The sequence below is a fragment of the Frankia sp. CgJB1 genome (assembly GCF_977947065.1).
Genome location: NZ_CDWTNB010000018.1, coordinates 15,006 through 35,478 on the forward strand (window position 1 = coordinate 15,006; position 20,473 = coordinate 35,478).

Sequence of the window (20,473 nt, forward strand, 5' to 3'; positions counted from 1 at the left end):
ACTCCCGGAAAGGAGGGGGTGATCCCGGCATGAGGGTCGTGCTGGACGGCACGCCGTTGCTCGGGCAACGCACCGGGGTCGGCCGTTACACCGAGCATCTGCTGACCGGGCTCGCCCGGCTCGCCACCGAGCCCGGGCGGGAAGCCGGGGCCGGGTGGGAAGCCGAGGCCGGGTGGGAACTCGCGGCGACGGCGTTCACCTGGCGCGGGTTGGGCGAGCTCCCGGGCGCGCTGCCGGCCGGGGTGCGAACGGCGGCCCGGCGGGCACCGGCCCGGCTGTTGCAGGACGCCTGGGCCCGCTCGGAGTACCCGCCCGTCGAGTGGCTCACCGGCCCCGCCGACGTCATGCACGCGACGAACTTCGTCCTTCCACCCCTGCGCCGGGCCCGCGGTGTGCTGACCATCCATGACCTGTCCTACCTGCGTACCCCGGACACGGTGACGGGGGCGTCCGCCCGCTACAGCGATCTGGTCCCCCGCGGCCTGCGCCGGGCGTCCGCCGTGCTGACGCCCAGCCGCGCGGTGGCCGACGAGGTGGTGACGGCCTACCGGCTCGACCCCGCACTGGTGACCCCGACGCCGCTCGGCGTCGACGACGCCTGGTTCACCACAGCGAAGCCGAGCCTCGCCTGGCGCAGGGCCCGTGGCCTGCCCGAGCGGTACCTGCTGTTCGTCGGTTCGGTGGAGCCCCGCAAGAACCTCCCGGCGCTGCTGGAGGCGGTCCGCCGACTGCACGCGGCGAAAATCGACGCTCCGCCGTTGGTGCTCGTCGGGCCTCCGGGGTGGGGACCGGCGCTGGACCTGGCGAACCTGCCGTCCGACGCCGTCGTCGCCGCCGGTTACCTCGACAGCGAGGCGCTGCGGACGACCGTCGCCGGAGCGAGCGTGCTGTGCTTCCCGTCCCGGTACGAGGGCTTCGGTCTACCCCCCTTGGAGGCGCTCGCCGCCGGGACTCCGGTGGTCGCCGCCGACATCCCGACCGTGCGGGAGGTCACCGCCGCTCTCGTCGACGTCGCCGCCCCCGCCGGCCGGATCCCTGGCCAGGCCCCCGGACGGGCCATCACCCGGCCCAGCAGTCCGGTGCGGCTCGTTCGGCAGACCGACCGCGACTCGTTCGCTGACGACCTCGCCGAGGCGATCCTGGAGCTGCTCGACTCCCCCGGCGACACCGACGCCGGCCGGGCGCACGCCCGCACGTTCACCTGGCGGCGCACCGCGCAGCTCACCGCGGCCGTCTACCGCCGGGTCACCGAGCTTCCATAACGCGACAACGAGCAGGACACCGCCGAGAACGGCCCATCCCGCCAGGCACGACAGCCCGAGGTCGGGCGGGCCCGGGGCCGTCTGGTCCCAGGCGGCCCGCAGCCGGTCCAGGTTCGCCAGCGGGGCGAGCGCGGGCCGCTTGAATGCCAGGTCACGGATGAGCATGACCACGGTGAGCGCCGCCAGCGCGGCGACGACCGCGACCGTCGGCAGGCCGCGGCGGCCCAGCGGCAACGACCCGCAGCAGGCCGCGACGACGAAGGCGAGGATCGGCAGCATCGGCAGCAGGTACCGGGTGAACGGCGCGCCTCCGACGGCGACGTATCCCACCAGGGTGGCGACGACGAGCAGGCAGTGCAGGGTGAGCAGAAGGCCGATGACGACGCTGCCGGCCAGCCGGCCTCCCGGCGGATCCGCCTCCTCGGAGTGCCCGTCGTCCACCCCGTCGTCCACCCCGTCGTCCACCGGCCGGGCCTCGGTGGTACCCGCGATCCGGGCGGCCGGGCGTGCAGCGGTCCGCAGCCGGGCGCCCAGGACCCGAACCCCCGCCGCCACCAGGCCCGCGCCGGTCACGACCGCGACCCCGACGGCGATCGTCCGGGCGTGACCGGTCAGCAGGACGGGACGTCCGAAGAACCCGCGGTAGGCGTGCCACCAGAAGTCGCTGTCACGTAATACCTGCCAGGCCGACGTCCGCCCATCGCGGATCGGGAACATCTCGGCGACCCGGCCCGAGGCGGTGGGATCGCCGTACCGGCGCACGTTACGCAGGTAGAACCAGCCGGTCGCGGCGAAAGTCAGCGCGACGAGCGTGACCGCGGCCGTTAGGCCACGCCCGGCTCGCCGCAGCCGGCCACCGGACGTCCGCATCGAGACGGCGGCACCGAGAGCCGGGACGACCACCGCGACGGCCAACGCGCCACTGGCCCGACTCGCCGCCGCGGCCGGGCCGAGCACCGCCAGCGCCGCCAGAGTCCGCGGCCCCGGTCCCGGTCCCGGTCCCGGTCCCCGGCGGATGATCGCGACGGCCACCGCGAGCAGGCCGGTAATGGTCGCCACCGCCAGGGTGTCGTTGTAGACCTGGCCGGAGATGAGGACGAACATGCCGACCACGCCGACGATCGCCGCCGCGCCGACGGCGACACCGGGCCGCCCCGGCAGCACACCGCGGACCAGCGCCGCGGTCGCGATCACCGCGGTGATCCCGAACGCCACGTTGAGAAGGCGGGCGGCCCGGAAACCGACCAGCGGATGATCCAGCGCGACGCCCGTCCGGAGCGGGACGGCCTCGACCGCGTAGAACAGCGGTGGATGGTTCGCGGTGTAGGTGAGATCGACATTCGTCAGTGGTCGGCCGAGGCGCGCCCCGCAGAGCCGATCGACGTGGGAGGCCACCGCGGCCCGCGCCTGCTGCGGCGACACCACGCAGTCGGCGGGCAGCCCCGGCATGCTCGGGATGCGGGAGTGCACGGGCGAGTCGAGCACGGGCAACGAGCCGTCGGCGACGACGAACGCGTAGGCGGTGTGCTGTGCCTCGTCGGCCGAGGTGAAGGGAGGCACGACCGCGGCGACGAGCACGCCGAGCGCGGAGAAAACCATGCCGGCCGCGACCACCCCGGTCACAAGCCAGCGCCGCCCCGGATCCGACACCCGCCGGACCTCCGACACCCGCCAGGCCTCCGGCGCCGCACCGATCCCAGGCACCTGCGTGGAGGTTTCGACCGCCTGCCACGCATCCCCGCCAGGCACGTCGGCAACCCTCTCAGCATCGGCCGGGCGGTGTCGCCCCGACTACCATGCCACAACGCCGGTCAGCCCGTCGAACATCAGCGACGATCGTTTGGCGGATACGACGGTATCGTCCGCTTGGCGTCAGCTGTCCGGCGGTCCGTTATCCGGCGGCCGGCGCTCTCCGGCGGTCCGGGTTTGGAGCGCGGCAACGAATCCGGCCACGCCCAGGATCGCGGCCGATCCGATCGGCCCGATGACCGCGGCGAGGTAGCGGTAGTCGAATCCGGAGGTCAGCGCGGACAGCACAAGGGTCGACAGGCCGGCCCCGGCGGCCAGCCAGAACAGCCGCCCGCCCCCCAGCCACGCTGCCGTCACCCCGCTCCTGCGCACCCGGCGAACGGCCTCGAGCAGTACTGCCGCGAGACCCGCCAGCAGGCCCAGGCCGACGAGCGGCATCGGAGCGTAGGCCAGGCGGGAGTAGACGGCCAGCCAGCCCGCCGCGGGGTTGTGCACCTCGGTCGCGACGAAATAGCCGTCGTCGGCATGCGGATCGTCCGGGGTCAGCACGTTGGTCACGCTGGACGGCAGTTCCCAGGTATCCGCCCGCGAGGTCTTCGTCGTCTCATGCCGGACCGGGGAGAGATAGCCGACGAGGTACCGGGCCGACGTCGTCACCAGCATCCACGGCTGGTCACGCACGACCTCGCCCGCGAACTCGGCCGCGAGGTCCTCCCGTCCCGGTGGGATGTGCCGGTGCCCCTGGCGCAGAGGGGAGTCGGCCGGCCACAGGTAGCGAACCGGCGAACCGCGCTGGTCGACCGGCCGTGGGTCGCACAGGGTGCGCAGGTCCGCTCGCGACAGCGCGGAACAATCCGCGAACGGCGCCACCCGCCCGTACAGGAAGAACCCGGAGTGCGCGGAAACGGCGAAGCCCCCTCCCGCCGAGGCGCTCCACCCAGAGTAGGCCAGGATCGGCGCGGCGGCGGCCAGCGCGAAGGCGAGGACGGGTCGGGCCGCCCGAGGAGCGGCAACCGACCCGGCTCGGGAAGTCGCGCGCCGCCGGTCGGCCAGCACGGTGCCGAGCAGGACGACCAGGCCGACCGCCAGCGGGCCGTAGCCCACCGTCCGCACGCACAGGCAGGCTCCGAGCAGCAGGCCGGCGGCGGCGCAGGCAACGGGCCGAGGGCGTCCCGGTAACGCGAGCAGCGCCACGCCGACCGAGACGAGAACCCCGAACAGGCTGTCGACGAGGACGAACTGGCCGAGGTCCAGCACCCACGGGGAGAGCAAGGCGGGGGTGGCGGCGAGGGCGGCGAGCCACGGCCGGCGAGCAACCCGCAACGCCACCGCATAGAGCGCCACCGCCGCGCCCAGCGTGAGCAGGTGCTGGACGACGACGACCCGCGTCAGGTGGGCCTGCCCGTCGAGGATCCGCAGGAACATCGGGTAGCCCGATGGCCGCCAGTCGCCCGGCCAGATGTCCCGCCATGCCTGGTCGAGGTAGGCCGCCGAATCCCCGAGGTACATCAGCGCGGGCGGGTAGGTGACGATCATCAGGACCCGGGCAGCGATCCCGGCGGCGACCAGCAGCAGAAAGACCGCGTGCCGACGGGGCGTCCCGCGCAGGCGCCGACGCGCGGTCGGAATCGCGGCTACTTGAGGACCTCCGCGGTCTCGTCGGACTCCGCCGAGCCCGGCGCCGCGGGCCGCGCGCCACCGACGGTGTTTCCCAGGCGGATCTCGGGCAGCAACCAGGCCAGCGCGAAGGCGCACAGACCGATCGGCACCGCCACCAGGAAGACGGTCTGCATCGCGTCCGAGAACGCCTGGACGAATCCGTCCCGGATCGTCGGGGGCAGCCTGTGGAGCACCTGGGGGGTGATGTTGGAACCGGAGGCGGACAGACCGGGTGGCAACGGGATGCCCGCGAACCGCTCGGCGAGGTTACCTCTGAGCTGGTTCGCGAAGATCGCGCCGAACACGGCGGTACCGAACAACCCGCCGATGAACCGGAAGAAGGTCGCACCCGAGGTGGCCACGCCCATCTGCCGGTAGTCGACAGCGTTCTGCACGGCCATGACCAGGACCTGCAGGACCGCGCCGATCCCGACCCCGAGAAGGAACATGGACAACGTGAGCTGCAGCGTAGAGATGTCGGGACTGATGAACGACAGCAGGAACAGGCCGATCGACATCATCGCGGTACCGACGACCGGGAAGATCTTGTAACGGCCCCACCGGCTGATGAGCCGGCCGGAGATGATCGAGCTGAGTAGCAGCCCACCCATCACCGGCAGCATCTGCAGGCCGGAGTCCGTCGGGTCGACTCCCTTCACCACCTGGAGGAACAGCGGTAGGAAGACGATCGCGCCGAACATCGCGAAGCCGACGACGAAGCCGACCGCGCCGGCCACCGAGAACACCCGGACCCGGAACAGGATCAGCGGCAGCACGGGTTCGACCGCCACTCGTTCGACGAACACGAACCCGACGAGGAGCACAACCCCCGCGACGCCCATCCCGATGATCTCCGGTGATCCCCAGGCGTAGGTGGTGCCAACCAGGCTGGTCAGCAACACGAGGCTGGTCGTCGCCATGGCCAGGAGCACGGTGCCGAGGTAGTCGATGACGTGCCTGATGCGGTTCCTCGTCGCCGGGAGCGTCAACGCCGTCACCACCAGGGCGACCGCGCCCACCGGCAGGTTCACGTAGAAGACCCAGCGCCAGGAGAGATGGTCGACGAACAGGCCGCCGAGTAGCGGACCGACCACCGACGACACGCCGAACGTCGCGCCGAACAGCCCCTGGTAACGGCCTCGATCGCGCGGCGGAACGAGATCACTGATGATCGTTATTGCACCGATGATCAACCCGCCGCCACCGAGCCCTTGGACAGCACGGAAGGCGATCAGCTGCCCCATCGACGTACTGACACCGGCGATCACCGAGCCCACCAGGAAAATGACGATCGCCACCTGGAACAGGATCTTGCGGCCGTACAGATCACCGAGCTTGCCCCAGACCGGTGTGGACACCGTGGAGGCCAGCAGGTAGGCAGTCACCACCCAGGAGAGATGGGTGGCGCCGCCGAGATCCCCGACGATCGTCGGCAGTGCCGTCGACACGATCGTCTGATCCAGCGAGGCCAACAGGATTCCGAGGAGCAGCGCTCCCATGATCAGCCAGAGCCGGCGCTGGTCGGAGACCTGCGGGGGGATCACGGCAGCGCCGCCGCGGGGCGCCGGAGACGTGCCGGCGCCGGTTCCGCCGGACTCGGCGTCCTCGGCCGATCGAGCCTGCGTCATGACCGGCTCCCTTCATGGTCGTCGCTGACGTCGACGTGCTCGGTCGATCTCATTCGGGTCGCTGTCCTCGTTGTTCTTGTTCCCGGCGTTCCGGGTGGGCCCGGCGTTCCCGGTGGGACGACGTGATCGGCGCGTTCGAGGTGCCCACCACGTCGGATCCGTCCGACCCGCCGGACTCGCCGGACCCGCCGGACTCGTGTCCGGACTCGTGTCCGGACTCGTGTCCGGACTCGTGTCCGGACTCGTGTCCGGACTCGTCTGAGGTGCCGGAGGGACCAGGCGGAGCCAGGCCGCGGGCCAGGATGTCGAAGGCGCGGCCGAGAGTGTCGGGCAACGAGGCGTCATCCGGGGACTCCTGCCACCGCACGGTCAGGGTCCGCACGACGGCCAACGTCGTCGCGACCAGCACGACAGGGTAGGGGTCACGATCGGGATCGAGCCCGCAACGCCGGCCGATCGCCTCGGCGAGAGCGCGTTCGTAGGAACTCCAGCTGGCCGCGTTGGCCATGGTCAGATGCGGATGGGCACGGATGATCGCAAGCCGGACGCGCCACAGCTCGGCCTGATCGGGCGCGACGAGGGCGGCCCGGTCCAGCATGACCGCCCGCAACGCCGCCAGCGGCTCCTCCTCGGGAGGACGCTCCGCCAGCTCCGTGCCGATCTCGGTGATGTCCTCGGGATCGATGCCGGCGATCGCGTCGTCCTTCGTCGGGAAGTAGTTGAAGAACGTCCGGGTGGAGACCTCGGCCGCGGCGGCGATCTCGTCGACCGAGACGTTCTCCAGACCACGCTCCGCAACGAGCCGGATGGCTGCGGCCCGCAGGGCCCGGCGGGTCTGCCGCTTCTTGCGCTCCCGCAGCCCCGGCCCAGACGACTTCCCGGGCTCGCCAGCCCGGCCCGGGACAGTCGCCGGCTCCTCCACCACCGCTCCCCCGATCTCGATCCGCCCCCCGGACCCCCCTACAACTTTGCAGTATACGCACTTATTCTCATCCTGCAAAATTTTACTGTGACAGTCAACACGATCGGCGCCCACCGGGAACCGTCGCCGAAGGGCCGGGCGGATCGGGAAGACGGGGCCGGGCGGGGGACCGGACAGCAGGCGAGAACCAGGCGAGAGTCAGACACGCCCCCGCCCGCGGCCGGGGGCGGGGTGGGCCGACGGTGGCCGGTCGCGCAACGATCGGCAGAAAGATCGGTACCCGGCAGAACGATCAGCCGCGCAGCGCGTCGCCCGCCGCGACGAAGGCCGCGGACAGCGCGGCGTCCCAGGCCCGCGGAGGAGTGAGTCCCGCGTCCACCCACGACCGCCCGGAGAGCACCGCGTAGGCCGGGCGCCGGGCCGGACGGGGAAATGCCTCCGTCGTCGTCGGCGTCACCTTGGCCGGGTCCTGGCCCAGCGCGGCGACGATCTCGCGGGCAAAGCCGAACCACGTGGTCTCGCCGGCGTTCGTGCAGTGGTAGACGCCGGTCGGTGCCGCCGAGGAAGCGAGCTCGATCAGCCCCGACGCGAGATCGGCCGACCAGGTCGGCGAGCCCACCTGATCGTCCACAACGGACAGCGTGTCCCGCTCACGGGCCAGTCGCGAGATCGTCTTCACGAAGTTACTGCCGGTCCGGCCATAGACCCATGCGGTGCGCACCACGTACGAGGCATCGGGCAGCAGGCCTCGGACAGCCTCCTCCCCGGCCAGTTTCGTCCGGCCGTATGCCGAGACGGGACCGGTAGGATCGTCGACCTCGTAGGGCTTGGCGGCCCGCCCGTCGAAGACGTAGTCAGTCGAGATGTGGATCAGGGTCGCGCCGACCTCGGCGCAGGCTGCGGCGAGGTGCGCCGGCCCCGTGGCGTTGACCGCGTAGGCGCCAGCCTCGTCCGACTCCGCCGCGTCGACGTTTGTCCAAGCCGCCGTGTTGAAGACGACCAGCCCACCCTGGGTCTTCGCGGGACGCGCCTGGTCGCGCAGGACGGCGCGCACCCGGGCCGAATCGGTGATGTCGAACTCCGCCCGGGTCAGACCGGCCCAGCCGTACACCCCGGAGTCCGGTTCCGCGGCTCGAGCCTCGAGCAGCCGGCAAAGGTCGGCCCCGAACTGACCGGCGGCACCGGTCACGAGAAAACGCACCTTCCTAGTGTCGCAGACACCCTGACCCGCCCGGTTCAGGATCCACCCAGGATCAGCCCGTGTCGAGAAGAGGGCAACAGACAGGCGACGGTTACCCCACGCCGAGCTCGTCCGAACCTCTCACATCGGTCGTCTACGCTGGCGTCAACCATGGACGCCCCAGAACCGCCGATCATCGACCGTAGCTACACCGCCGGTCCCGCGCCTGATTCCGCGGCGGGGACCCGGCCGGCGGGGATCCAACCGGCGACCGAGGCGCGAGGCGAGGCCGCCGAGGCGGTGTCGATGCCCGGTCCGCGGCGCGTGCCGGTGTTACTGCTCCTCATCACGGCGGTTCACCTCGGCCTGCTGCTCAGCTACGCGTTCGTGTATCCGACCTGGACGGGATACGACGAGGCTCAGCACGTGGACATGGTCTACGGCCTGCAGCACGGAGTCGGCTGGCCCGCACCAGGCAAGAAGATCATCTCGACGGGTGTAGCCGCGACCTCTGACGACTTCGACCGCAGCCGCTTCCAGGACATGTTCCAGGCCGGTGGGAAACAGCGGGGCTCCCCGTCCTTCGCCGAGATCGATCCGACGCCACGCGGCCAGCGCCAGGCGTTCGACGCCCTCGGTGGGGTTACCCCCGTCGGCGACGGCCGCCTCTCCAACCAGATGGTGCAGCATCCACCGTTGATCTACGTGGTCGGCGCCAGGCTGCTCGACGCCCTGCCGGGCTCCAAGCACTGGGCCTATGACCAGCAGGTCTTCGTCCTGCGTCTGTTGAACATCCTGGTGGTCGCGCCGCTGCCCCTGCTGGCATGGCTGGCGGCACGCCGCTTCGGACTGGATCAACCATCGGCTCTCGCCGCGGCGGCCCTGCCACTCGCCGTACCCGGGTTCACCAGGGTCGGTGCCACCTTCAACAATGACGGCATCCTGATGCTCGCCACCGGCGGGCTGACCGTCACCCTCGTGGGTGTGCTGCGCGGCGACATGCGTCGCCGCGCAGCCGCCTGGGCCGGAATCTGGTTGGGAATCGCCCTGCTGTCCAAGGCGTTCGCGCTGGCCCTGCCGGCCGTGATCGTCGCCGCCTATCTGGTCGGCTGGTGGCACCTGCGGCGTGCGGGCCGGCATGCACCGGAGCGGTCTGCGTATCCGGCCGGCCGACTTTTCGCGTCGCGTCGCGCGATTGGCTCCCTGCCATGGACGCCGGCCACGCTGGCGGTCGGCCTCGGGCTCGCCCTGGGAGGCTGGTGGTGGATCAGGAACTACGTCCTGTACGACGCCGTCCAGCCGAACGGGTGGGCGACGAACCCGCCGCGGCGGGAACCACTGCTGCTTCCGGACTCCTTTCTTACCTGGTTCTGGTACTTCTTCCGGACTATGATCAGCCGCTTCTGGGGCGGGCTCGGCCTGTTCGAGCCGCCCCAGCTCTCCCCGGTCGCCATCGTCGTGGCGACCGGGGCGGTCGTCGGACTGTGCGCGGCCGCGCTGGTCGCCGGACCACGCCGCGCCGCGCGGCCGGACCGGCTGGCGAGCGCTGCCGGGCCGGCGGTACTGCTGCTCCCGGTCGCTTTCGCCTACCTGATGGTCGGGCAGCGCAGCTGGGCGGAGTACCAGCAGTACACCCGCGGCATTGCCGTCCAGGGCCGGTATCTCTACCTGGGGCTGGTCGGTCTGGGGGTGGTGTTCGCTCTGGGCCTACGCGCGGCGCTGCGCGGCCGGGAGCGACTGGCACCCGCCGTCACGCTGGTCAGCGCGCTGCTGATGCAGGGTCTGGGGCTGCTGGCGATCTGTTCGTACTACTGGTTGCCGCGCCAGGTGTCCTTCACCCCGGCTCGCGTTCCCGAGGTCGTCGCGGGGGCCGGCCGCTGGGCGCCATTCCCGGTCGGCGTCACGATCACGGTCTTCGTGCTGTCGGCGGTGCTCGTCGTTCTCTGCCTCGCCGTCGCGGTGCGGGCGGGCGGAGCCGGGGGCGCGCGGGCGGAGCCGGGGGCGCGGTCACGGGTTCGGGATCGGGTCCGGGCGTAGGCGGTCACCGGCCGACGCCCGCCCCACGAAGTCCGTCGCGGATGTGCAAGGGAGGTCCGCTCCGAGCGGGCCTCAGGTCCCCGTCGTAGCCACCGAGACGCGGGAGTGGTCGCCCAGCATGAGCCGATGCGCCCTGGGCAGGGCCGCGGAGGGGACGACCTCGGCATCCCGGCCGATCAACGAGTCCTCGATCCGCCCGATCCCACGGATCGTCGCCCGCTCCAGCACGATCGAGTACTCGATCTCGGTCCGTTCGATGGTGCAGGAGTGAAAGATCGAGGTGAACGGGCCGACATAGGTATCGACGAGGGTGGTGTCCCGGCCGATGATGGCCGGCCCGCGCACGGTGGACCGGACCAGCGAGGCGCCCTCCTCGATCACCACACGGCCGACGATCATGCTGTGCTCGTCAACGCTGCCACGGATCGCCGGCTCGATCGACTCGAGGAGGTGGCGGTTTGTCTCGAGCATGTCGTCGAGTCGGCCGGTGTCCTTCCAGTAACCCTCGACCAGGTGCGAGGCGACCTCGTATCCGCCGTCGACGAGCCACTGGATCGCCTCGGTGATCTCCAGCTCGCCGCGGGCCGACGGTTTGATCGCCCCCACGGCGTCGTGGATGGGGGTGCCGAACATGTAGACGCCGACGAGCGCCAGGTCACTCGGCGGAACGAGCGGCTTCTCGACCAGTCGAATGATCTTCCGGTCCGCACCGAGCTCGGCGACACCGAAGGCGGAGGGGTTGTCGACCCTGGTCAGCAGGATCAGGGCGTCCGGCGTGGTCCGTCGGAACTCCTCGACCAGGCTGGAGATCCCACCGATAATCAGGTTGTCGCCGAGGTACATGACAAACGGTTCATCGACGAGGAAGTCGCGGGCGATGAGCACGGCATGCGCCAGTCCGAGCGGCGCGTCCTGGCGGATGTAGGTGACCTGGATCCCGAATGCCGAGCCGTCACCTACCGCCGCCTGGATCTCGTCGGCCGTCTCCCCCACGATGATCCCGACATCGGTGATACCGGCGTCACGGATGGCCTCCAAGCCGTAGAAAAGCACCGGCTTGTTCGCCACTGGGACAAGCTGTTTGGCCGAGGTGTGGGTGATTGGCCGCAGACGGGTTCCCGAACCACCGGCAAGGACGAGGGCCTTCATGATCCGAAACCCTATCGTGCCGCTTTGAGCTGACAGAAAGTAACCGCCAATGTGATTCCTATCACATGGCAGATCGATCCACCTTTGCCCGCATGTCACCGCGAACACCCACCTGTGCAACAGGTATTTCCATGCGCACCGGGCCGGCGACAGGTACACCCCGCCCGATACGGGTACGTTGGGTAGTCGCAGGGTTCGGGGCGGCCAGCCGGCGGGAAACTTTACCGCGCATCTGATCGTTCCAGACCCAGGAAACATCTCGGGCTGCCTGGGAGGGGGACACGGTGACCGACGCGCCGCCGCGTCTGTCCGCGGGGTCCCAGGGCCCGCCCCCGCGGCGACGAAATCGTCTGAATCCTACTGCCCGTGCGTATCGAGGCCCGTATCCGACCCGGGACGACCACCAGAACCGCGACGGCCACCAGAACCGCGACGGCGAACACGACACTCGCCGGGAGCGGTCTCTGGCATCTCGCCTGCTCACGGTAATCGCAGCAATACTCGCCGCCGTGGTACTCCTTGCCGCGGTGGGCGGCTGGACCGCCTACGAGTATTTTGACGCCCAGATCAACCGGATCCGCCTCGGGCTCGGCGGGGACCGGCCGGCGGAGGCCGCGGAGGGCACCCGGAACTTCCTGCTGGTCGGATCGGACAGCAGGGCGGGCACCGGCGGCGAGTACGAGAGCCAGGGAGCGGTGACCGGCGAACGGTCGGACACGACGATGCTGGCCCACCTCGACGTGGACGGGACCACGACGATGGTCTCCTTTCCGAGGGACATCCTCGTGCGCATTCCGGGGCACGGCCTCGGCAAGCTGAACTCGGCGATCACCCTCGGCGGGCCCAGTCTCCTGATCAGAACGATCGAGAATCTCACCGACATCAAGATCGACCACTATGTCTCGGTCGATCTGGCCGGTTTCAAGGAGATGACCGATGCCATTGGCGGCGTCACCGTCTGCGTCAAACCGCTACCAAACGGCGGAAAGTCCAATCTGTACGATCCGTGGTCGCAGTGGCGGGGCACGGTAGGCAAAAATCATCTCAACGGAGAGCGGGCACTCGCCTTCGTCCGCCAACGCCACGGCCTACCCGACAACGATTTTGATCGCATCCGCCGCCAGCAGCAGTTCATCGGCGCCATCTTCACCCAGGCAACCACGACCGGGGTGCTCGCCAACCCGGTCAGGCTGGAGAACCTGCTTCAGGCCGCGACCAGGGCGCTCACCATCGATGACGGCACCAGCATGAACGACATGCGCGCGCTCGCGACACGGCTGCGCGGGATGTCCGCCGATCAGATCCGGTTCGAGACGATCCCCGTGCACGCCCCGACGCCGGCCGAGGGCGGCAACGCCGTGGGGGAGCTGCCGAGGTTCGGCTCCGTACAGCTCTACGACCCCGAGACGCTGGAGAAGTTCTTCGCTCCGCTGCGCGGGCGGGCCCGTGACACGCGGGAATCCTCCGTTATCCCGACCCCGACGGTCGACCCGGCACAGGTGCTGATCGACGTCTACAACGGCGCCGGGGTGGGGGGCCTCGCCGCCACGGCCGCCGGGGAGCTGCGGCAGGCCGGTTTCCGGGTCGGCCCGCCGCAGACGTGGCAGGCCGGCGTGGTGGAGACGACACAGGTGCACTATCGCCCGGGCGAACAGGCCGCCGCCCATGCCGTGCAGGCCGACGTGCCCGGCAGCCGGTTGCGCGCGGACGCCTCCGTCCCCGCCGGCCACATCACCCTCGTCCTGGGCACGTCCTACGACGGGGTGAACCCGAGTCCAGCGGCCGGGGGCGCCGGATCGACCCGTGGTACCGGCACAGCCGCCGGGGCAACCGGCGGGTCCGCCGCGGCGGACCCGCCTCCCGCCTCACCGTCGACGGCCGCGGATCTCACCTCGGGGTGCACGTACTAACTGCTGGCTGGCTGATCGTTCACCCGACCGTCCGATCACATTCCGCGCCGTCCACACTACGGTCGGAGATGAGATCAACCCCGCCGTGAACATCCGCGCTTGCCATGGCAACGTCTTGGCCGTCCGGAACGTCCAGTTAGACGGACACGGCTGCCACATCACGACCACGACGGCCGCGGCATGCGTTCCGGCGGGGGTTCTCCCGCTCCGGCCGCCTGAGCGAGGAGGGCTTTCGACTCAGGTGAGCCCCGATACCATGCGCCCGCCGGCCCTGCCGCCCGCGTTGAACCCGCGTGGGCCCCGTCGCCACCACTCCCCGCTGCGACGGCTGTCCGTTGGAGCCGTCGCTCTGCTGTCCGTGCTGGTTCTCGGTCTGAGCACCATCGGGTGGGCCGCCTACCGGCAGTTCGACAAGGCCGTCACGCGCGTCGACTGGGACATCGAGGGTGCCCGCCCAGCGAGCGTGGACGGCGAGGAGAACATCCTGCTACTCGGCGACGACAGCCGGGAGGGTACCGAGGGTCAGTACGGTGTGGTAGACGGCGTCCGGTCCGACACCACCATCATCGCCCACTTCGGCAAGGACGGCTCGGCCACGTTGCTGTCCTTCCCCCGGGACATGCTCGTCCCGGGGGTGCCGCGGGAGAAGGCCACCGCCCGCGACGGCCGGTCGAAGCTCACCGAGGTGCTCGAGTTGGCGGACGTCCCCGGTCTCGTCAGCACGCTGGAATCCCTGACCGGCCTGAAAATCGACCATACCATCTCGATCAATCTCGCCGGTTTCAAGGCGATGACCGACGCGGTGGGAGGCGTAACCGTGTGTGTGACGCCCCTACCGAACGGCAGCACCCGCAACCTGCACGACTCGATGTCGGGATGGAGCGGACGGCTCGGCGAGAACCGTCTCAACGGTGATCAGGCGCTGGCCTTCGTCCGGACCCGCTACGCGCTCGGGGACGAACGCCTTCGCATCCTGCGCCAGCAGCAGTTCCTCTCCAAGCTGCTGGCGACAGCGACCAGCACCGGAGTGCTCACCAACCCGGCCAAGATCACTTCGTTGATCGGGGCGGTCGGCGGCGCGCTGCGGATCGACCAGGGCCTCGACCAGACCGCGATACTCAAGCTCGCGAAGCGGGCCAGCGAGCTGGGTCCGGGAAGAATTCACTTCGTGACAGTCCCTACGCACATCGCGCTGCGCTCCGATGGTGCGGTCGACGACATGGGTTCGATTCCCCCGCACGGGGCCGTACTCATCGTCGATCAGGCCGGCCTCGACCAAGTCCTCGCTCCGCTGCTGCCCGCGGGCACCAAGCCTCCCGCACAGCGAACTCTCGACCCCGCCCAGGTCTCGATCGCCGCCGTCCGCAACGCCTCGGGACGTGCCGGACTCGCCACCGGCACGGTCGACGGACTGCGGGCACTCGGCTTCACTGGGCCGATGACCGCCGCGACATCGACCCGCCAGACTGTGACCGAGGTACGCCATCCCCCGGGCCAGGAGGCCGCGGCACGCACCCTGGCGGCGACGATCCCCGGCAGCCGAATCGTCGCGGGCGCCGGCCGCTCCGGGGCCGGCCTCGTCCTCGTCCTCGGATCCACCTTCACCGGCCTGTCCAACGTCGGCCTGCCCAGCGGTGGCCTGCCGGGCGGTGGCCTGCCGGGCGCGGCGGCGACCGTCGACACGAGGATCCCGACGACCTCGACGGCCGCCGGTGGTGACACCCGGACGACCACGGTCGCCATCACCGCGACGCCGGCCCCGGCGACCGGCGGGGCCGGCACCACAGGCGTCACAGGCGTCACAGGCGTCACAGGCGTCACAGGCACCGGCGGCACCACGGGCACCGCGACCGCTCCGGTCGGTCCCGTTCCCTCCGACACCTCGTGCACGCCATGAGCGCCTCCGTGCCGCGGCTGGTCGCCGTACGGACGCTGCTTGGCCCGGCCGCGGACGCCGACGCCGCACCCGCGGCGGGAGTTCGCGGCATCGCGTCCGTCCTCGCGCACCGGCTGGCCACCGATCCCGCCCGCCCGCTGGTCACCTTCTACGACGACGCAACCGGCGAACGCGTGGAATTCTCGGCGACCACCTTCGACAACTGGGTGGCGAAGACCGCGAACATGCTGGTCGACACACTCGGCCTCGGCATCGGTGACCGGGTCGGCGTCCACCTGCCGACGCACTGGCTCAGTTCGGTCATTCTGCTCGCCACCTGGTCAGCCGGGATGGAGGTGGTCCTCGTCCGAGACGCAGACGGCGGGCAGGACGGCGGGGACACCGAGAAGGACGGCGGGGAGCTGCCGGTCGCGACCCCCCTCGACGCGCTGTTCGTGGCCGAGGACCGGCTCGACGAGGCGTCCGGCCTGATGGTGGACGAGATCGTGGCCCTGTCACTGCGCCCGCTGGGTGCTCGGATGCGCAGGCCCGTCGCCGGGGTTCTCGACTACGCCGCGGAGGTGCCCCCGCACGGCGATCGGTTCGCCGCCCCGGCACCGCCACCCGGGCAGGCCGCGCTGCTGCGCGCGGGTACCGCGATCGCGGGGGCGTGGGACCTGGGACCCGCGGACCGGGTGCTGTTCACCGCGTCGCTCGCCACGACCGAGGGCCTGGTCGGCTCGCTGCTCGCTCCCCTGGTCGCAGGCTCGTCGATCGTGCTGTGCCGGCATCTCGACAGCGCCGCGCTCCCGCGGCGCATCGAGACGGAGAAGATCACCGCCGTCGGTCGGTCGGTCCTGCGGCACGCGCCCGGCCCACTGCCCGCGGGGGTCCGGTCGCTGCCGCTCCCCCGCCTCGGGTGAAACCCGCACGACCCCCGTAGCGGGCCGCGGATGGGGAATGACTATACCCGACATCCGGACGGCTCACAGACGGCGTGACCACCGAACGGCGCGACGGCCAACGAGAATGGGGCAACGCGGTCCCCGGTGCGTCCGGCTCACCGGGGCTTACGAGATTGCCCCGGCGGGAGGGCCGGCAGCGCGGCGGCCGGTCTTTACCACGTGTAGCGGAGGTCGCTCGAACGTGAGCACGTCACCGGTTCTTCACATCAGCGTCATCGGCACCGGATACCTGGGCGCGACACACGCCGTGTGCATGGCGGAACTGGGGTTCGAGGTCATCGGTGTCGATATCGACGCGACCAGGACGCAGCGGCTCGCCGTGGGTGAGGTGCCCTTCTTCGAGCCCGGTCTGGAAGGGCTACTCCGCAAGAACCTGGAGGCGGGACGACTGGCCTTCTCGAGCTCGCTCGCCGAGGCGGCTGACCGGGCCGAGGTGCATTTCATCTGCGTGGGAACACCGCAACGGCCCGATTCCGGCGCGACGGACCTGCGCCACGTCGAAGCGGTGACGAATGGTCTGATCGCGGCCGGGCTGCGGCCCGGGACGCTGGTGGTGGGCAAGTCGACGGTTCCCACGGGCACCGCGGCCCGGCGGGCCGGACGACTTGCCGCCGGCGCCCCGGGCGCGGAACTTGCGTGGAATCCCGAGTTCCTCCGGGAGGGGTCCGCCATCGACGACACCCTGCGGCCGGACCGCCTGGTCTTCGGGGTCGTCCCGGGTGGCATCGCCGAGGCACGGCTGCGGGCGGTCTACGCCAGAACGATCAAAGAAGGCACACCCGTCATCGTCACCGACTTCGCCACGGCCGAGATCGTGAAGGTCGCCGCGAACGCCTTCCTCGCGACGAAAATCTCCTTCATCAACGCGATGGCCGAAATCTGCGACATGACCGGGGGGAACGTGACCGAGCTCGCCGCCGCCCTGGCTCACGACCCCAGGATCGGGCCCCGGTTCCTCCAGGCCGGCATCGGCTTCGGTGGCGGCTGCCTACCCAAGGACCTCCGTGCCTTCCAGGCCCGCGCGGACGAGCTGGGAGTCGGCTCCGCGCTGGCCTTCCTCACCGAGGTCGACGCCGTCAACACGCGGGCCCGGACGCGGACGGTGGCGCTAGCCACCAAGGCGCTGGGGGGCTCGCCGACGGGCCGGATGGTGGCGGTCCTCGGTGCCGCCTTCAAACCGAACTCCGATGACATCCGCGACTCGCCCGCCCTCGACGTGGCCACCGCGCTGCACCGCGCCGGCGGCCACGTGTCCGTGTACGACCCCGCGGCGATCCCGAACGCCCGCGTTCGCTACCCGTACCTGCACTACACCGACTCGGTGATACGGGCCGTGGCAGGAGCGGAGATCGTCCTGGTCCTGACGGAATGGAGCGAGTTCCGCGAGATCGACCCGGCCACCCTGCGACCGCACGTCAGCAGACCCATCGTCATCGACGGACGGCACGTCCTGGATCCCGCGGTCTGGCGGGATGCCGGCTGGATCTACCACGCGCTCGGACGGCCACTCGCGTGACCCGCCGACCGGACCTACCGGACCTACCGGACCTACCGGACCTACCGGACCTACCGGACCTACCGGACCTACCGGACTAGGCAAGCTTGACCCGACGACAATCCGACGACGCGACCCATCCCATGCCGCCGTGGACCGCCCTACGGCAGAACCTCGACCAGTGCCCCGGTCTCCACCTGGTAGACGAATCCGCGCACCGAGGTGGTGGACTGCAGGAACGGCGACGAACGCAGCACCCTGACGGACTTGCGCACGTCCTCCTTGACATCGGGAAAGGAATACACGTCCCATTCGGGACGAACGCCCGTCTCGCGCTCCACCTGGTCCCGGAACCCGTCGTCGGTAATCCTTTCGAGACCACATCCGGTGTGGTGTAAAAGAATGATCTCCGTCGTTCCCAGCACGTGCTGGCTCACGGCGAGCGAGCGGACCACATCCGGGGTGATGACACCACCGGCGTTGCGCAGGATGTGGGCGTCACCTTCGACGAGACCGAGCAGAGCCTCCACCTGGATCCGCGCGTCCATACAGGCAACCACCGCGACGCCCAGGCGCGGCCGCGCGCCGGGCAGGGCAGGAAGCCCGGCCTCCCGCCGCCGGACGGGGTGACCTACGGCGTAGCTCAGCAGGAGTTCGGTCGCCGTGGCAGCGCTACCCACTGGGACCACCGGCTCCACCAGGCTCACAGGACGCACGGTGTCCGCGGGCGCACGGTGTCCGCCTGGGCGTCGGCAACGGAGCCAACAGCAGTGTGGTCATCGGTGTCCACGTGGTCATCGGTCCTTGACGTTGACATCAACGGCTCGGCCGGCGACTCGAGCGGATCATGATGATGCGTCCTTCCGATCAATGGTCCCCACCCTCTCACTGCCAGGATGCCGTCCATGGGCCCAGCTTCGCCAACGTTCCCGAGCTTTTGCCGAAGTTGCGCCACTCACGTTGCCCGCCGCACCGGATTGGTGGCATCACCTAGCGTAAAGATGGGAACAGCTACTCGGTGACTCCACCACGCGCCGACGGGTTCACCGCTACGTCCGGCACCATGGCCGGTGAGCCGGCCTCGCCACGGATGCCCACCACGCCACCGTCGACGGGGGTGGCACGGTGGGCGGGCGGGAGCAGCCGGTACTCTCTCCGAGTGGTAAATATCGATCGGGGTCGCCCGTGGTGAGACACCGACAGACCCGCTCACCGATGCAGGTACTCATCCACGAGATGGGCAAGTTCGGGCTGGTCGGCGGCGCGTGTTACGCCATCGACTTTCTTGTCTCCAACCTGTGCCACACGCTTCTCGGAATGGGTCCACTCAGCGCGAAGACCGTCTCCACGGTGGTCGCTGCCACCTTTTCCTACATCGGGAACCGACAATGGTCGTTCAACCATCGCGCCCGAACCGGTCTACGTCGCGAGTACACACTCTTCGTGATCCTGAATACGGTCGGGTTGCTGATCGCGCTCGGCTGCCTCGGGTTCGCACGCTATGTACTCGATCTTAAGGGCGTACTTGCGTTCAACCTGTTCGGTAACATCATCGGCACCGGGCTGGGCACCGTATTCCGGTTCTGGGCCTACAAGAAATGGGTCTTCCTCCACCCGGACCATCCCAAGGCCACCGCGAACGGCGGAGCCCGTCAGGACGGTCGTCGGCGCATCCCGGAGCATGCGGGCCGGATCTGACCGCACCAGCGGCCCCCGGCCCGACGCACATTCCGCCGCCTCGTCCGGCACCGGACCGGCCGTTTCAGGTGCGCCGCGCATCGCCGCCACCCCCCGGACGCCCAACACGCCCGCCGACACGGCACGACAGCGGAACAGGACGTTCCGCCCTCCCGCCGTCCCCGGCAGACAAGTCGGGAACAACCTAGTTCCGATACCGAACGGTTCCCGAACCTTCGCCGGTGGGCTACGCTCGGCGGGTCATGCTGGCGCCGCGCGCCCACAGCCCTCCATCCAGCGAGACACATCGGCTACCGGGAACGCCGCGTGGAGCGCCGTCCAGTCCGCAGCAACCTGGAGGGTGTGTCGTGACCCCGTCCTCGCTCGCGTCGTCGCACCCCGGCGGCCGACCTCGCGACGAGAGCCGGGACCAGGCGATCCGCACTGCCACCCTCGACCTTCTGGCCGAGGTCGGATACGACGGTGTGACGATGGACCGGGTGGCCACCCGGGCGCGAGCCGGAAAGGCCACCATCTACCGGCGCTGGCCGTCAAAGCTCGCCCTGGTGATGGACGCGGTCAACGCCTTCACCGAGCAGCGGATGCCGGTACCCGACAACGGCTCCCTCCGCTTGGACATCCTTGAGTTCCTGACCTCGTTCCATGATACGATCCGCGGCGATCGGGGACGGATCCTCGCGGAACTGATCTCGGAGATGCCGCGCAATCCCGGTCTGCGCGACGCCCTGCGCCGCGGCCTCTGGATGCAACGCCAGGCAAGCTCGGAGGCCATCATCGAACGCGGGATCGCCCGTGGCGAGGTCCGCCCGGACGTCGACCGCACGGTACTCATAGAACTCGGAACCGCCGTCATCCTCCAACGGGTGCTGCTGACCGGAGATCCGGTCGATCAGACGTTCCTGGAGATGATCGTCGACGACATCGTGATCCGTTACGCGGCCTG

At 70.2% G+C, this 20,473-nt stretch carries 14 protein-coding genes; 8 read left to right on the top strand and 6 right to left on the bottom strand.

Going from position 1 to position 20,473, the window contains the following annotated elements:
• The first annotated feature begins 29 nt into the window (after positions 1-29).
• Positions 30-1,262 (top strand): glycosyltransferase family 4 protein, encoded by a 1,233-nt coding sequence (locus AC08OT_RS04010; RefSeq protein ID WP_476602542.1) that lies wholly within the window; start codon positions 30-32, stop codon positions 1,260-1,262.
• A gap of 1,872 nt (positions 1,263-3,134) precedes the next feature.
• Here AC08OT_RS04010 and AC08OT_RS04015 read toward each other — a convergent pair.
• From AC08OT_RS04015 to rfbD, 4 genes are all read right to left on the bottom strand, one after another.
• The gene (locus tag AC08OT_RS04015) at positions 3,135-4,547 is read right to left on the bottom strand and encodes a hypothetical protein (protein WP_476594228.1); all 1,413 of its coding nucleotides are present in this window, start codon (positions 4,545-4,547) and stop codon (positions 3,135-3,137) included.
• A gap of 98 nt (positions 4,548-4,645) precedes the next feature.
• Positions 4,646-6,298 (bottom strand): MDR family MFS transporter, encoded by a 1,653-nt coding sequence (locus AC08OT_RS04020; RefSeq protein ID WP_476594227.1) that lies wholly within the window; start codon positions 6,296-6,298, stop codon positions 4,646-4,648.
• Between the two features lie 49 nt (positions 6,299-6,347).
• Positions 6,348-7,220, bottom strand: coding sequence for an acyl-CoA-like ligand-binding transcription factor (locus tag AC08OT_RS04025; protein ID WP_476602543.1), 873 nt, complete (start codon positions 7,218-7,220; stop codon positions 6,348-6,350).
• A gap of 292 nt (positions 7,221-7,512) precedes the next feature.
• A complete protein-coding gene (rfbD, locus tag AC08OT_RS04030) occupies positions 7,513-8,421 on the bottom strand; it encodes a dTDP-4-dehydrorhamnose reductase (RefSeq protein WP_476594729.1) in 909 nt (302 codons plus the stop codon).
• A 150-nt stretch (positions 8,422-8,571) separates the two neighbouring features.
• On the opposite strand from rfbD, the gene AC08OT_RS04035 reads away from it, so the two are divergent.
• Positions 8,572-10,437: a glycosyltransferase family 39 protein gene (locus tag AC08OT_RS04035; protein WP_476595193.1), complete on the top strand. Its 1,866-nt coding sequence runs from the start codon at positions 8,572-8,574 to the stop codon at positions 10,435-10,437.
• A 72-nt stretch (positions 10,438-10,509) separates the two neighbouring features.
• On the opposite strand, the gene AC08OT_RS04040 is transcribed toward AC08OT_RS04035, so the two are convergent.
• Positions 10,510-11,586 (bottom strand): glucose-1-phosphate thymidylyltransferase, encoded by a 1,077-nt coding sequence (locus tag AC08OT_RS04040; protein WP_476593574.1) that lies wholly within the window; start codon positions 11,584-11,586, stop codon positions 10,510-10,512.
• Between the two features lie 509 nt (positions 11,587-12,095).
• Between AC08OT_RS04040 and AC08OT_RS04045 the strand changes: the two genes are divergently transcribed.
• The 4 genes from AC08OT_RS04045 to AC08OT_RS04060 all read left to right on the top strand — a co-directional run bounded on the left by AC08OT_RS04045 (position 12,096) and on the right by AC08OT_RS04060 (position 17,853).
• Positions 12,096-13,496, top strand: a complete 1,401-nt coding sequence (locus AC08OT_RS04045) for an LCP family protein (protein ID WP_476593573.1) — start codon at positions 12,096-12,098, stop codon at positions 13,494-13,496.
• Positions 13,497-13,737: 241 nt separating this feature from the next.
• Complete coding sequence (locus AC08OT_RS04050; protein WP_476602544.1) at positions 13,738-15,393, top strand: LCP family protein; 1,656 nt, start codon at positions 13,738-13,740, stop codon at positions 15,391-15,393.
• On the top strand, positions 15,390-16,295 hold the full coding sequence (locus tag AC08OT_RS04055) for a TIGR03089 family protein (protein ID WP_476593571.1): 906 nt from the start codon (positions 15,390-15,392) through the stop codon (positions 16,293-16,295). The genes AC08OT_RS04050 and AC08OT_RS04055 overlap by 4 nt, the downstream gene beginning before the upstream one ends.
• A 223-nt stretch (positions 16,296-16,518) precedes the next feature.
• A complete protein-coding gene (locus AC08OT_RS04060; RefSeq protein ID WP_476602545.1) occupies positions 16,519-17,853 on the top strand; it encodes a UDP-glucose dehydrogenase family protein in 1,335 nt (444 codons plus the stop codon).
• Between the two features lie 140 nt (positions 17,854-17,993).
• Here AC08OT_RS04060 and AC08OT_RS04065 read toward each other — a convergent pair whose 3' ends face one another.
• Positions 17,994-18,521, bottom strand: a complete 528-nt coding sequence (locus AC08OT_RS04065) for a beta-class carbonic anhydrase (protein ID WP_476602546.1) — start codon at positions 18,519-18,521, stop codon at positions 17,994-17,996.
• A gap of 547 nt (positions 18,522-19,068) precedes the next feature.
• On the opposite strand from AC08OT_RS04065, the gene AC08OT_RS04070 reads away from it, so the two are divergent.
• Both AC08OT_RS04070 and AC08OT_RS04075 read left to right on the top strand, forming a co-directional pair.
• A complete protein-coding gene (locus AC08OT_RS04070; protein WP_476593569.1) occupies positions 19,069-19,530 on the top strand; it encodes a GtrA family protein in 462 nt (153 codons plus the stop codon).
• A 347-nt stretch (positions 19,531-19,877) separates the two neighbouring features.
• On the top strand, positions 19,878-20,473 hold a 596-nt coding region (locus AC08OT_RS04075), incomplete at its 3' end, for a TetR/AcrR family transcriptional regulator (protein WP_476593568.1).

Excerpts from the sequence above, each read along its gene's own strand:
- AC08OT_RS04010 (WP_476602542.1), top strand. The coding sequence starts at position 30 with ATGAGGGTCGTGCTGGACGGCACGCCGTTGCTCGGGCAACGCACCGGG.
- AC08OT_RS04015 (WP_476594228.1), bottom strand. The coding sequence starts at position 4,547 with ATGATCGTCACCTACCCGCCCGCGCTGATGTACCTCGGGGATTCGGCG.
- AC08OT_RS04020 (WP_476594227.1), bottom strand. The coding sequence starts at position 6,298 with ATGACGCAGGCTCGATCGGCCGAGGACGCCGAGTCCGGCGGAACCGGC.
- AC08OT_RS04035 (WP_476595193.1), top strand. The coding sequence starts at position 8,572 with ATGGACGCCCCAGAACCGCCGATCATCGACCGTAGCTACACCGCCGGT.
- AC08OT_RS04040 (WP_476593574.1), bottom strand. The coding sequence starts at position 11,586 with ATGAAGGCCCTCGTCCTTGCCGGTGGTTCGGGAACCCGTCTGCGGCCA.
- AC08OT_RS04055 (WP_476593571.1), top strand. The coding sequence starts at position 15,390 with ATGAGCGCCTCCGTGCCGCGGCTGGTCGCCGTACGGACGCTGCTTGGC.
- AC08OT_RS04070 (WP_476593569.1), top strand. The coding sequence starts at position 19,069 with ATGGGCAAGTTCGGGCTGGTCGGCGGCGCGTGTTACGCCATCGACTTT.